This window comes from Jiangella muralis (assembly GCF_001270745.1).
Taxonomy (GTDB): Bacteria; Actinomycetota; Actinomycetes; order Jiangellales; family Jiangellaceae; genus Jiangella; species Jiangella muralis.
This window is the reverse complement of the sequence record NZ_KQ434756.1, coordinates 143,643-155,835: the sequence shown is the minus strand read 5'-3', so window position 1 is coordinate 155,835 and position 12,193 is coordinate 143,643. Positions and strand designations below refer to the sequence as shown.

At 72.2% G+C, this 12,193-nt stretch carries 11 protein-coding genes and 1 pseudogene; 4 read left to right on the top strand and 8 right to left on the bottom strand.

Features of this window, described 5'->3' with window-relative positions:
- Positions 1 to 30: 30 nt before the first annotated feature.
- The 3 genes from ACW62_RS12695 to ACW62_RS33985 form a co-directional block, all read right to left on the bottom strand.
- A complete protein-coding gene (locus tag ACW62_RS12695) occupies positions 31 to 237 on the bottom strand; it encodes a hypothetical protein (RefSeq protein WP_053204475.1) in 207 nt (68 codons plus the stop codon).
- A gap of 135 nt (positions 238 to 372) precedes the next feature.
- A complete protein-coding gene (locus ACW62_RS12690) occupies positions 373 to 777 on the bottom strand; it encodes a type II toxin-antitoxin system VapC family toxin (RefSeq protein WP_053204474.1) in 405 nt (134 codons plus the stop codon).
- The gene (locus tag ACW62_RS33985; protein ID WP_157574711.1) at positions 777 to 941 is read right to left on the bottom strand and encodes a hypothetical protein; all 165 of its coding nucleotides are present in this window, start codon (positions 939 to 941) and stop codon (positions 777 to 779) included. Before ACW62_RS33985 ends, ACW62_RS12690 begins: the two co-directional genes overlap by 1 nt.
- Before the next feature lie 306 nt (positions 942 to 1,247).
- Between ACW62_RS33985 and ACW62_RS12685 the strand changes: the two genes are divergently transcribed.
- A complete protein-coding gene (locus ACW62_RS12685; protein ID WP_053204473.1) occupies positions 1,248 to 2,582 on the top strand; it encodes an MFS transporter in 1,335 nt (444 codons plus the stop codon).
- A 191-nt stretch (positions 2,583 to 2,773) separates the two neighbouring features.
- Here ACW62_RS12685 and ACW62_RS12680 read toward each other — a convergent pair whose 3' ends face one another.
- Genes ACW62_RS12680 through ACW62_RS12665 form a run of 4 tightly spaced genes read right to left on the bottom strand, consistent with a single transcriptional unit; the run spans position 2,774 to position 7,133 of the window.
- Complete coding sequence (locus ACW62_RS12680) at positions 2,774 to 3,595, bottom strand: carbohydrate ABC transporter permease (RefSeq protein WP_053204472.1); 822 nt, start codon at positions 3,593 to 3,595, stop codon at positions 2,774 to 2,776.
- Complete coding sequence (locus ACW62_RS12675; protein WP_053204471.1) at positions 3,592 to 4,536, bottom strand: carbohydrate ABC transporter permease; 945 nt, start codon at positions 4,534 to 4,536, stop codon at positions 3,592 to 3,594. Before ACW62_RS12675 ends, ACW62_RS12680 begins: the two co-directional genes overlap by 4 nt.
- Entirely contained in the window at positions 4,529 to 5,848 is a 1,320-nt protein-coding gene (locus tag ACW62_RS12670) for an ABC transporter substrate-binding protein (RefSeq protein ID WP_053204470.1), read from the bottom strand. The genes ACW62_RS12675 and ACW62_RS12670 overlap by 8 nt, the downstream gene beginning before the upstream one ends.
- A gap of 49 nt (positions 5,849 to 5,897) precedes the next feature.
- Entirely contained in the window at positions 5,898 to 7,133 is a 1,236-nt protein-coding gene (locus tag ACW62_RS12665; RefSeq protein ID WP_053204469.1) for an ROK family transcriptional regulator, read from the bottom strand.
- A 73-nt stretch (positions 7,134 to 7,206) separates the two neighbouring features.
- Between ACW62_RS12665 and ACW62_RS36510 the strand changes: the two are divergent.
- From ACW62_RS36510 to ACW62_RS35775, 3 genes and pseudogenes are all read left to right on the top strand, one after another.
- A pseudogene (locus ACW62_RS36510) lies at positions 7,207 to 9,216 on the top strand (alpha-N-acetylglucosaminidase); the annotation flags it as partial.
- A gap of 136 nt (positions 9,217 to 9,352) precedes the next feature.
- Positions 9,353 to 10,240, top strand: a complete 888-nt coding sequence (locus ACW62_RS35780; RefSeq protein WP_053204467.1) for an N-acetylmuramic acid 6-phosphate etherase — start codon at positions 9,353 to 9,355, stop codon at positions 10,238 to 10,240.
- A complete protein-coding gene (locus ACW62_RS35775) occupies positions 10,237 to 11,184 on the top strand; it encodes an N-acetylglucosamine kinase (RefSeq protein WP_083459721.1) in 948 nt (315 codons plus the stop codon). Before ACW62_RS35780 ends, ACW62_RS35775 begins: the two co-directional genes overlap by 4 nt.
- A 51-nt stretch (positions 11,185 to 11,235) precedes the next feature.
- On the opposite strand, the gene ACW62_RS12645 is transcribed toward ACW62_RS35775, so the two are convergent.
- The gene (locus tag ACW62_RS12645; RefSeq protein ID WP_053204466.1) at positions 11,236 to 12,132 is read right to left on the bottom strand and encodes a sigma-70 family RNA polymerase sigma factor; all 897 of its coding nucleotides are present in this window, start codon (positions 12,130 to 12,132) and stop codon (positions 11,236 to 11,238) included.
- Positions 12,133 to 12,193: the final 61 nt, after the last annotated feature.

The following is a 12,193-nucleotide window of genomic DNA, read 5'->3' as shown; positions in this document are numbered from 1 at the left end:
ACGCCCAGGTGTTCTTCGGCCCTACCCCGTCTACGAGCACCAGGTCAGCCCGGCGACGAGCCCACCGCGATCCTCGACCTCGGCGGTAAGGAGGCCATCCATGGGCTCCCAGTACGTCGTCCAACCCCGCCGCTGGTTCGACAGCATCTGGACCACCGTCGGCCGCGAGAACACCGAATGACCGCGACCGCCAACGACCAGCTCGCGAAACTCCTGTCTGGCGTCCAGTTTGCTCATGCTCGACTTCGACAGACCCGTTTGCAGCGTGTTCGCTGATTGCCCGCACCACTCGTGGCCGAGTGCCTACGAAAATCGCTTCGTGACCTCGGCGTAGAAATTTGTCGCCGAGCTTCCGCCTACCTGCCGAAGCGCTCAGCTCGGCGCGATGACGGGTACGTCCATGCCGGGAGCCTTGGCGAGCTTCCGATCAGCGGTGACGAGGGTTGCGCCGATGTGCCGGGCGAGCGCCACGTACAGGCCATCGTGGATGGTGATGGTGTGCCGCATCGTCCAAGCGTCGGAGATCAGCGGAGCGACCCGTGCGACGTTGAGTGGCCAGCGGACGAGTCCAGTGACGAGCTGGCCGGCCTGGGTGTCGGTCAGATCCCCACGGAGCACATCGCGACGGATCACCTTGGCAACCTCGACGTGGAAGTGCTCGACGGTCCAGGTCTCGGCACCGGGCCGAAACCGGAACGCGGCGAGAGCAACGCCCGACGACGTGTGGTTGAGGATCGCGATGCCGGCCGAGGCATCGAGCACGTAGCGACGGGCCATCAGTCGTCGTCGCGGGTGTCGGCGAGAACGTCAACCACCGAACGGGAACGCTCGACGGTGGGCAGCGTGGACCACCACGCCCACCACTCGTCGTTCTCCCGCTCGGCGTCAACGGGCGACGCAGCCACCTCGACGGCTGGATCGCTGAACGCCGGAACACTCATAGGACCATGATAGCGAACACTGCTGGCCAGAGCGGCGAGAGCAAGTAGAGGCGAGATGACGAGAGGGCTCGCTCGCTGATCCGCGGGTTCAGGGTTCGATCCCCTGGGGGCCCACCACCGCCGTAGCCTGCTCACCAGCGCATCCCACCTCGTCGCAGGCCTCACCTCCGAGGAACGCCCGACTCGCCCGTCCGGCACCGCCGACTCGCACGCGTCCCTCCGTCGTCGAGGCTCACGATTTGACATACCCCCTGGGGGTATGGTTTCTGTGGTGGTGGAGACACCCGAGACCAGGGGGAGACCCTCATGCGCCTCTTCGCCATCCGCGACTACCGGCACCTGTTCAGCGCCCAGGTGATCGCGCTGTTCGGCACCGGGCTGGCCACTGTCGCGCTCGGGCTGCTCGCCTACGACCTGGCAGGTTCCAGCGCCGGGGCGGTCCTCGGCACCGCGCTGACGATCAAGATGGTCATGTACGTGCTGGTGGCGCCCGTGGTCGGCGCCTACGCCGACCGTCTGCCGCGACGGGCGTTCCTGACGTTGCTCGACGTCATCCGCGCCGGCGTCGTGCTCGCACTCCCGTTCGTCACCGAGGTGTGGCACATCTACGTCCTCATCGGCGTCCTGCAAGCCACCTCAGCGGCGTTCACGCCCACGTTCCAGGCGGTCATCCCCGACATCGTGACCGAGGAATCCGACTTCACCCGCGCCCTGTCGGCCTCACAGGTCGCCTACACGATGGAGAGCCTGCTCAGCCCGGTGCTCGCAGCGGTGGCGCTCACCTTCATGACCTTCGACTGGCTGTTCGTCGGCACGTCGATCGGGTTCGTCGTCTCCGCGTTGTTGGTGCTCTCCACCCGCATCCCGAACGCGAGGCCCAGCGGCCGCACGCGCCTCTGGGATCGCGTCACCTCGGGCATCACGACCTTCGCCACGACACCGCGGCTGCGGGGCGTCATGGCGCTGAACCTGGTGGTTGCCGCCGCCGGGTCGATCGTGGTGGTCAATACCGTCAACTACGTCCGCGACGAACTCGGCGGCACGCAGGCCGACGTCTCCTGGATGCTCGCCGCCTCTGGTGGTGGCACGCTCGTGGTCGCGCTTCTCCTGCCGCGCGTGCTCGACCGCGTCGCCGACCGCACCGTCATGATGACCGGCGCCGGGGTGCTGCTCACGGGGGTGGGCGCGGCGGTCGCGATGGCCGCCACCGGGGTCGCCGCATGGGGCGTCACCGCGCCCATCTGGGGGCTCATCGGAGGCGGCATGGCCCTGATCGTCACCCCGACCGGACGCGTGATCCGATCCTCCGTCGACGGCAGCCAGCTTCCCGGGGCCTTCGCCGCCCAGTTCTCCCTCTCACACCTGGCGTGGCTGGTCACCTATCCGATCGCCGGGTGGATCGGCACCAGTTCCGGCTTCACCCTCGCATGGGCGATCCTCGGCGCACTCGCCGTTATCGGCATGGTGACGGCCGTGGTGGTGTGGCCCCGCGGGCACGCGGCGCCGGCCACCCAGCCTGCCACGGAAGGGGCCGGGGTCGGCGTCGGCGTCGGCGTCGGCGAGACTCTGCTGCGAGACGATGCCGAGGCCGCGGAATGCCTCCTCGTCGCCTGCCAGTGCTCGTCAGTCCGCACGGTCTAGGTGTACCCGGCCATCACATTGGTGGCAGACGTGTCGATCGGCCGGCCATGATCATCCAACTTTTGGGCTGTCAGAGCAGCTCAAAAGGTGGATGATCATGGTGGACGTCATCGTCGCAGCATCCGTGGCGGTGGCTGACGCTCACCCAGCGGCTACCTGTGACCAACCTCCTGGCCGGGTACATCTAGGGCCTACTTGACCGCTCCCTGGGTCAGCCCGCTGACGAAGTTGCGCTGGAACGCCAGGTAGACCGCGACGATCGGGAGGATGACGATCAGGCTGGCGGCGGAGAGCAGCGGGATGTTGGTGGAGTACTGCCCGACGAAGTAGCCGAGGCCCGCTGGTGCGGTGCGCTTCTCGGGGTCCTGCATGAGCACGAGGACCAGCAGGAACTGATTCCAGGACCACATGAAGATGAGCACCGTGAGGGTCGTGATGGCCGGCCAGGAGATCGGCAGCAGCACCCGCAGCAGCACGATCAGGTCGCGCGCGCCGTCGATCCGGCTGGCCTCGACGAGCTCGATCGGGACCTGGGCGAAGTGCGCCGACATCCAGTACACGCCGAACGGCAGGAACAGGGCGATCTCGGCCATGATGATCGCGAGGTAGGAGTTCGACAACCCGACGTCGCGCAGGTTGAAGTAGAGCGAGACGACGACGAGCTCGACCGGGATGGTGAGGCCGAGCACGAACGCCCCGGTCACGGGGCGGCTGCCGGGCGCGCGCAGCACGGTGAGCCCGTAGCCGGCGAGGGTGGCGAGGATGACGGCGGCGGGCACGACGCCGGCCGCGATGATGAGGCTGGACCTCACCAGGCTGCCGAAGTGCGCCTGGTTCCACGCGACGGAGAAGTTCTCCCACGAGATGCGGTCGGGCAGGCTCAGCCCCGACACCTGCTGGTCCGGCGGATGGACCGAGGCCAGGATGATGCCGACGAACGGCACCAGCACCAGGGCGGCGAGGGCGAACAGCACGCCGTAACGCAGCCCGACCCCGACTGGTCTGACTCTCACGATCTCTCCTTGGTGAGCCAGCGGATGACGGTCACGAGGCCGATCACGGTGACGGCGAGCACGACGGCGAGGGCGCTCGCTCCGCCGATGTCGCCCTGGGTGAAGGCGAGGCGGTAGACGAGCAGGCCCGGCACGGTGGTCTGGTTCGCCGGCCCGCCGTTCGTCGTCACGTACACGAGGTCGAAGCTGGCGAGCGCGGCGATCGTGGTGATCACGGCCGCGATGGAGACCTCGCCGCGCAGGCCGGGCAGCGTGACCGCGAAGAACTGACGGACGGCGCCGGCGCCGTCGAGCACGGCGGCCTCGTAGAGCGACGGATCGATCTTCTGGACGCCGCTCAGGAAGAGCATCATGCACAGCCCGCTCATCACCCAGGTGCCGATCAGCCCGAGCGCGAACAGGGCCACGCCGTAGTCACCGAGCCAGGCACGGGTGATGCCGCCGAGCCCGACGGCGGTGAGCGCCTCGTTGACGACGCCGTCGTCGCTGTACAGCCACCGCCAGGTGATGCCCACCGCCACGAGCGGCAGCACCTGGGGGAGGAAGAAGACCACGCGGAAGAACGCCATGCCCCGGCGGACCCGCCCGCTCAGCATCGCGGTGAGGAACAGCCCGAACGCCACGGGGATCACGGAGAAGAAGACCACCAGGACGAGACTGTGACCGACCGCGCCATACAGGGCCGGCGTGTCGAAGATCTCCCGGTAGTTGTCCAGGCCGACCCAGCGCGGCGGCAGGATGCCGTTCCACTCGAAGAAGGACAGCCGCGCCGCCGCGATGGTCGGCCAGATCGCGAAGGCCAGGTAGACCGCGGCCGCGGGCAGGATGTAGAGCCACCCGGACCAGCGGCGTCGTCCGGGCCGGGACGGCGCCCCGCCGCGCCGCAGCCCCGCGGCGGGCGGGGAGCTGCGGGCGACGACGGTGGTGCGGGGATCAGCCATGGTAGGAGGACCAGACGTTCTGCAGGCCCTCCAGGTACTGGTCGGTCGTCGACTGCTTGCTGATGAGGCCCTGGATGCCGGAGACCAGCTGGTCGAGCATGGCCGGGGCCGCGAAGTCGGGGAACGGCACGATGCCGTCGACCGCCACCACCTGCGAGAACGCGGTCGCGATGTCGGCCTTCAGCCCGGTGGCCTCCACGGTCGCGTCGACGTTGACGGGCATGAACCCGCTCTCGAACTGCACCGGCGCGGCTTCGGCGGAGCCGAGGTAGTCGAGGAACGCGGCCGCGACGTCGGGGTGCTCGGACTTCGCCGAGATGGAGTACGCGACGCTCGCGCCGGAGGCGACCATCGGTGCGTCCGCCGTCGGCCTCGGCATGGGGAAGAAGCCCACGTTGTCGCCCAGCTCGGCCTCGATCGCGGCGGCGGCCCAGTTGCCCGTGACGTGGTAGGCGGCCTCCCCGGCGGTGAACTCACCGATCGCGTCGGCGTAGCCGACCGCGTTCGACGACTCGGGGATGTAGCCCTTGGCGATCCAGTCGACCATGATGTCGGTGGCCTCCTCGGCCGCCGGCGTCTGGATGGTGGAGCCGTCGACGCCGTACACCCAGTCCTTGTAGTCCTGGACGTCGCCGAGGCGGTTCAGCAGCGCTCCCCACAGGTGCACGCCGCCGACCTCGAGGGACGGGACGGTCAGCGGGTCGACGCCGCTCGCGGCCACCGCGGCGAGGTCGTCCTCGAACTCGTCCAGGGTCGCCGGTGCGCCGTCGACGCCGGCGGCCGTGACGAGGTCCTTGTTGTAGTAGACGCCGAGCACGGACAGCGCGCCGGGCACAGCGTAGAGGCCGCCCTCGCCGTACTGCTTCGCCTCGTCGTCGGAGGTCAGCACCTCCAGGCTGGACGCCGGGAAGCTCGCGTCCCACCCGTAGGCGTCGCTCCACGCGGACAGGTCGAGGATCAGCCCGGCCGGGACGAGCGACCGCATCGCGCCGGGGTTGTACTGCGCGATGTCGGGCGGCGACTCCGACGACATCGCGAGCTGGACCGACTTGACGTAGTCGCTGAAGGGCGTCTGCTGGGTCTCGATGGTGACGTTCGGGTGCAGCGCGGTGAAGCCGTCGACGAGCGCCTGCGTCGGCGGGTCGTCGGTGTAGGCGAGCGTGAGCGTCACCGGGTCGGAGGTGATCTCGGTGGAGACCTCGGTCGGGGCGGTGCCACCCGGCGTGTCGGTCGCATCGCTACCGCACGACGTCAGGGCGAGTGCCGCCGCTCCGGCCGCGAACAGCGCCGCGGATCTCCGTGTGGTGAGCATGTGCTGCTCCTCTCGTTGCTGTGACGCAGGACAGTGGGTGGGGCGGGGCTCACTCGGAGAGCGCGCCCGGGGCGAACCGCTGCGCCTCGACGACGGCGAGGGCGTGATGGAGCGCCCCCTGGACGACGGCGTCGCCGCCGAGCGTCGAGAGCTCGATGGCCGGCTGGTTGAGGGTCTCGCCCTCCAGTTCGGCCCGGAGCGTGACGAGCAGCTCGTCCCCGCAGCGGGCCATCGGGCCGCCGATGATCACCAGTTCGGGGTCGAGCAGCGCGCGGATCGCGGCGATCCCGCGGGCGAACCGCGCGGCCACGGTCCGCATGGCCTCGAGCGCGGGGGCCCGGCCGGCTCGCACGGCCTCGATCACCAGGTCCAGCCGGGCGTCGGCGGGCGCGGCCGCGAGCGCGGCGAGCCACTCGTGGTCGTCGTGCCGGCCGGCCGCGTCCATCGCCAGCCGGGCCAGCGCCGCACCTCCGACCGTCCGCTCGAACGGGCCGAGGACGTCGGAGCGGTCGGCGTCGCCGGGCCGCGACGCGGGGTCAAGGCGGAGGAAACCGATGTCGCCGGAGTCGTTGGACGCGCCGCGGTACAGGGTGCCGTTGAGCATGAGGCCGGCGCCGACGCGTTCCCCCCATTCGACGAGGACCAGCGACGACGTCTCGTGCGGCGTGCCGCGCCACTGCTCGCCCTCGGTGGCCAGCTTGACGTCGTTGTCGACGTAGACCGGGCAGTCGAGGAGCCCCGCGACCGCGGACCGCAGGCCGTCGCCATGCAGGTGCGCCATGCTCGAGCTCAGCCGCACGGTGCCGGTGCCGACGTCGACGATGCCGGGGACGGCGACGCAGGCCGCCCAGACCCGTTCGCGCGGGATCGACAGCTCGTCGAGCGCGGTGCGGATGCCGGCGCAGACCTGCTCGCGCACGGACGACGGCTCGGTCACCGGCAGGTCGCGCCGGTCCAGGATCTCGCCGGCGAGGTCGGCTGTCGCGACGGTGACGACGTCAGGGGCGATGGCCACGCCGACGACGACGGCCGCGTCGCCGCGGAACACGACCGACTGGGCGGGTCGTCCGGCCTTCGTCGCATGCGGGTCCGGGGCGCGGAATTCGGCCAGGCCGAGCTGCTCGAGACCGGCGATGGCACGGGTGACCGCCTGGCGGGAGAGACCGGTGCGCTTCGCGATGGTCGAGACGCCGAGCGGGCTCGCAGCGCGGAGGACGGTGAGCACCGCGGCAGCGTTGATGCCCCGCATGATCTGCGTGTCGACCGCGACGGTGTGCGTCGTCACCGGTGCCTCCCTGTGTCAGTGCGCGTCACCGTAGCATATAGTTGCGGGCCGTACGTAAATATTTGGAGGCGTGATGAACGGTGCCCACGAAGCCGCCGTCCGCGAGCTCGCCGAGCGGGTCGCGGGCGCCGGGTTCGCCGGCCGGCTGGCGATCCACTGGGATCCCGGCCTCGGCCGCGGGTTCCGGCACTGCGTGCGCGACGGCCGCCTGGAGCTGACGGCGAGCGACCCGGTCAGCGCGTGCGCCGGCCTGCACGATCACCTGCGCCAGCAGCACGGGACCGCCGTCCACTGGCCCACCCGGACGCCCCTGGCCGTCACGCCGGTCGCCGAGGCACCCGAGCGCACCGTCCGCGCCCGTGTCCGCGACCAGTACATGCTGAACTTCTGCACGTTCAGCTACTCCACGGCGCACTGGTCGTGGCCGGACTGGGAGCGCGAGATCGACTGGATGGCGCTGCACGGCGTCACCATGCCGCTGGCGCTGGCCGGCCACGAGGCCGTGCTGGCCGACGTCTACCGCCGCTTCGGCTGCGACGACGAGACCATCCTGAGCTTCCTCGGCGAACCGCTCTACCTGCCGTTCCAGTACATGGGCTGCCGCGACGGCCACCGGGTCCAGCTCACCGCCGACGACCTCGAGCGGCGCGCTCGGCTCGGGCGGCGGATCATCGAGCGGATGCGCTCGCTGGGCATGACGCCGGTGTTCCCCGGCTTCACCGGGCACGTGCCGCACAGTCTCGCTCCGGACGCGACGCGGCCGCGTCAGTGGCAGGACAACACCACCTGGTTCCTCGACCCCGACGACCCACGGTTCGCCCGGCTCGCCGCCGAGGTGGTGCGGGTCCAGCAGGAGCGGTTCGGCGCCGTCACCCACATCGCGTCCGACCCGTTCATCGAGACCCCGCCGGCCGACGAGGACGACGACTTCCCCACCCGCGTAGCGGGGCAGTTGGTGCGCGGCTTCCGCGCCGCCGAGCCGGACGCCGTCTGGGTCCTGCAGGCCTGGCCGTTCGCGTACCAGGCGGACTACTGGACCCGTGAGCGGGTGCGGGCCTTCCTCGATGCCGTGCCCCATGACGCCCTGCTCGTCCTCGACCTCTGGGCCGAGCACTCGCCGGTCTGGCCGCGGCAGGACGGCTTCTCCGGCCGGACCTGGCAGTGGTGCGGGCTGCTCAACTTCGGCGGGCGCAGCGACGCGGTCGCCGACCTGCCCCGGGCCCGGGACCAGTTCGAGGCCGCGCTCGCCTCGCCCCGTCCACCCGCCGGCCTCGGCTTGACGATGGAGTCGATCCACCACAACGGCGTGTTCTTCGAGCTCCTCGCCGACCTCGCCTGGGGCGATACGCCTGACCTCGACGCCTGGGTCCGCCGCTTCGCCGCCGACCGCTACGGCCGCCGCGACGACCGGCTGGAGGACGCCTGGTCCGGGCTGCTCGCCACCATCTACGACGCACGTGGCCGGCCGATCTTCCCGGAGGACTTCCACGGTGTGCTCGTGCGGCGTCCGACCCTCGCCTGGGTCGACGAGCCCGCCGCCCTGCGTCGCGACGTCGAGTCCCAGCGCTGGTTCGACCCGGACCTGTTCGCCCGGTCGTGGCGGCTGCTGGTCGACGTGCTCGACGACGATCCCGCGCTCGCTTCCGGTCCGCTCGGTCTCGACCTGGTGGAACTCGCGCAGGCCGCCTGCTCGCGGGTCGCCGACGAACTCGTCCTGCGCATCGCCGAACAGCCCGACCCGGCCCGGCGGCCTGCCCTCGTCGAGCGGCTGACCGCGGAACTCGACGGGTTCGACGAGCTGTTCGCGACTCGCGCGGAGTCCCGGCTCGACGCCTGGGAGGCCGCCGCCGCTCGAGCTGCGGCTGACGGCGTCGACCCGGTCGAGCTGGTCCGGTCCGCGCGGCGGCTGGTCACCAGCTGGAACGAGGCGCCGGGGACCACGCTGGAGGACTACTCCGCACGCCTGTGGCGCGGGCTGGTGGGCGGTCACCACAGCAGGCGGCTCGTGGCCTGGGCGGCGGCCGCCGACCTCGCCGGCACCGACCGGCCCCGCGCCGCGGCGCAGCTCGACCGCGACCTGGACGACCTGCACCGCCGGTTCGTCGACAGCGGCGTCGAAGCGCCCGCCGTCCCGCTCGACCGGCTCGCCGCCAGCAGCCGGCGGGCCATCCACGCCTTCACCGACATCGTCGTGCCCCCGGCCGAGAGGACCCCCTCCCATGACCACCCGACCGACCGAGGCACGCAACCCCGCGACGCTCGACCTCGACACGCTGCCCACGCCGGAGGCGCTGGCGCGCATCGTCGACGAGGACGCCGCCGCCATCGGGGCGGTGCGCGCGGCGCTGCCCGCCATCGCCGGGGCGGTGGAACTGGCCGACGCCCGGCTCGCCGCCGGCGGGCGGCTGCACTACGTCGGCGCCGGAGCCTCGGGCCGGTTGGCCGTCCTCGACGCGACCGAGCTCACCCCGACCTTCGGCGTGGACCGCTCGCTCGTGACCGCCCATTTCCCGGGCGGCTCGGCGGCCCTCGTCGACTCCGCGCTCGACTTCGAGGACTCCGGGGATCTCGGCGCCGAAGACCTCCGGGAGGTGACCGACGCCGACCTCGTCCTGGGGATCACCGCCTCCGGGGCGACGCGGTACGTCGCCGCGGCGCTCGGCGTGGCGCGCCGGCGTGGCGCGTCGACCGTCCTCATGAGCTGCTCCCCGAACCCCGCGATCGAGGCCGATCACGTCATCGTGCTGGACACCGGCCCGGAGGCGCTCACCGGATCGACCCGGCTGAAGGCCGGCACGGCGACCAAGGTCGCGCTGAACGCGTTCTCGACCGCCCTCATGGTGCGCCGCGGCCGCACGTACTCGAACCTGATGATCGGCATGTCCGTGACCAACGAGAAGCTCCGCGAGCGCGTGGTCGCGGTCGTCCGTGCGGCGACCGGCCGCGACGAGGCGACCGCGCGGGCGGCGCTGCGCGATGCCGGCGGCGACATCGAGGTCGCGCTCGTCACCCTGCTCTCCGGCGCCGCCACCGAGCAGGCGCGTGCGGCGCTGTCCGAGACCGGCTCGGTGCGCGCCGCCGTCGCGCGGTTCGAGGGTCGCGCGTGAGGATTCGGGCCGGGGTGGACGTCGGAGGCAGCGGCGTCCGGGCGGTCGTCGAACTCGCCGCGGGACGCCGCCGGGTGCAGGTGACGCGGCCGACGCATCGCCGCGCCACCATCGACGGCGCCACCGTCGTCGCGGCGGCCGTCGACGCCGTGACCCGGGCGGCCGACGTGGCGCACCCGCCCCAGCTCGACGCCGTCTGCGTCGGGACGACCGGCCTTCCCGGGCTGCTCGACGACCCCGCGGCGATGGCCGCGGAGTTGCGGGACCGGCTCGGCGCCCACCAGGTGATGGTGGCCGGCGACGCGCTCACGACGCATCTGGGCGCCCTCGGCGGCCGTCCCGGCGTGGTCGTGGCGGCCGGGACCGGCGTCATCGCACTCGGCACCGATCTCGGGCAGGTCTGGAACCGCACCGACGGCTGGGGGCACCTGCTCGGCGACGAGGGCGGCGGCGCCTGGATCGGCCGCCGTGGCCTCGTCGCGGCCCTTCGTCACCTCGACGGCCGCGCCGGCGGCTCGGCGCCGCTCGCCGCCGCGGTGGCGACGCGGTACGGCGATCCGGCGGGCCTGCTGAGCCGCGTGTACAACGGCGAGTCGCCGTCGTTCGAACTGGCGGCGTTCGCCCCGGCCGTGGCCGATGCCGCGCGGGACGGAGACGCGGTCGCGGGCAGCATCTGGCGCCGCGCCGGGGAACGCCTCGCCGAGTCGGCCGTCGCGGCCGCCACCGGGCTGGAGCCGCGCTTCTCCTGGGGCGGTGGCCTGTTCCGGACCGGCAGCCTGCTCGCGGACCCGTTCCGCCGAGCGGTCCTGGCTCGCCTCCCCGGCGCGCACATCGTCGCGCCGGACGGCGACGGCGCCGACGGTGCGCTCCGCCTGCTCGACCACCCGCAGCTGACCCGGCACGCCGGCGCGTTCCTGCACGCCTCCGGCTTCGACGACGCCTGACGCCCGGCCGACTGGCCTGGCGTGGCGTCGGCCGGCTCCTCGCGCGGGCCGTCAGTCCGGGAGCAACTCGATGTCGAACGCGCCGATCCGGTCCGGGTCCATGACGATCTCGATCTCGACCACCCGGCCGCCGGCGACGGTGAACGGGAAGGCGCCGCGGACCTCGCCGCAGGACCACCACACCAGGCCGGGCGCGCCGTCGATCAGCGCCCGCCGGGTGTTCCCGGCCCGGCGCAGGAACACGTCGGCGACCGCCTGCCGGCCACGCATCACGCTGCCCAGCGGCGCCGCGCCGCGGGACCGGGCGGCGAGGGACAGCTCGACGGCGACCTCGTCGGCCCGCATCACGACCTCCGGGTCCAGGACCGCCAGCAGCGCCTCGAAGTCGCCCTGTCGCGACGCCGCCGTGAAGGCGTCCACGACGGCACGCTGCCGCCTGACGTCGTCCGTGCCGGGTGCCCGGGTCCCCGCGCCCTGCACCCGCCGCCGGGCCCGGCTGGCCAGCTGTCGCGTCGCTACCGGTGACCGGCCGACCAGCGGCGCGATGTCGTCGAACGGGACGGCGAACAGGTCGTGCAGCACGAACGCGAGCCGCTCGGCCGGCGCCAGCGTGTCCAGCACCACCAGCAGCGCCGGCCCGACCGTGTCGGCCAGCAGCGCCTCGTGCTCCGGGTCGGCGCCGTTCACCGCCACGGCCGGCTCCGGCGGCAGCGGCTGCTCGCGCCGCGCCGTCCGGGACCGCAGCATGTCCAGGCTGACCCGGGCCACCACGGTCGTCAGCCAGCCGCCCAGGTTGTCGACGCCCGCGGTGCCGGCCCGGGCGACCCGCAGCCACGACTCCTGGACGGCGTCGTCGGCCTCGCTGGTCGAGCCGAGCATCCGGTAGGCCACGGCCCGCAGGTGGGTGCGGTGGTCCTCGAACTGTCGTGCCAGCCAATCGTCGCTCATCGGTCACATTCCTTCGTCGCGGTCCGTCAGTGCGCTGACGAATGAAAGGCGGCAGGTGTGA

Excerpts from the sequence above, each read along its gene's own strand:
- ACW62_RS12695 (WP_053204475.1), bottom strand. The coding sequence starts at position 237 with ATGAGCAAACTGGACGCCAGACAGGAGTTTCGCGAGCTGGTCGTTGGC.
- ACW62_RS12690 (WP_053204474.1), bottom strand. The coding sequence starts at position 777 with ATGGCCCGTCGCTACGTGCTCGATGCCTCGGCCGGCATCGCGATCCTC.
- ACW62_RS33985 (WP_157574711.1), bottom strand. The coding sequence starts at position 941 with ATGAGTGTTCCGGCGTTCAGCGATCCAGCCGTCGAGGTGGCTGCGTCG.
- ACW62_RS12685 (WP_053204473.1), top strand. The coding sequence starts at position 1,248 with ATGCGCCTCTTCGCCATCCGCGACTACCGGCACCTGTTCAGCGCCCAG.
- ACW62_RS12675 (WP_053204471.1), bottom strand. The coding sequence starts at position 4,536 with ATGGCTGATCCCCGCACCACCGTCGTCGCCCGCAGCTCCCCGCCCGCC.
- ACW62_RS12670 (WP_053204470.1), bottom strand. The coding sequence starts at position 5,848 with ATGCTCACCACACGGAGATCCGCGGCGCTGTTCGCGGCCGGAGCGGCG.
- ACW62_RS35780 (WP_053204467.1), top strand. The coding sequence starts at position 9,353 with ATGACCACCCGACCGACCGAGGCACGCAACCCCGCGACGCTCGACCTC.
- ACW62_RS12645 (WP_053204466.1), bottom strand. The coding sequence starts at position 12,132 with ATGAGCGACGATTGGCTGGCACGACAGTTCGAGGACCACCGCACCCAC.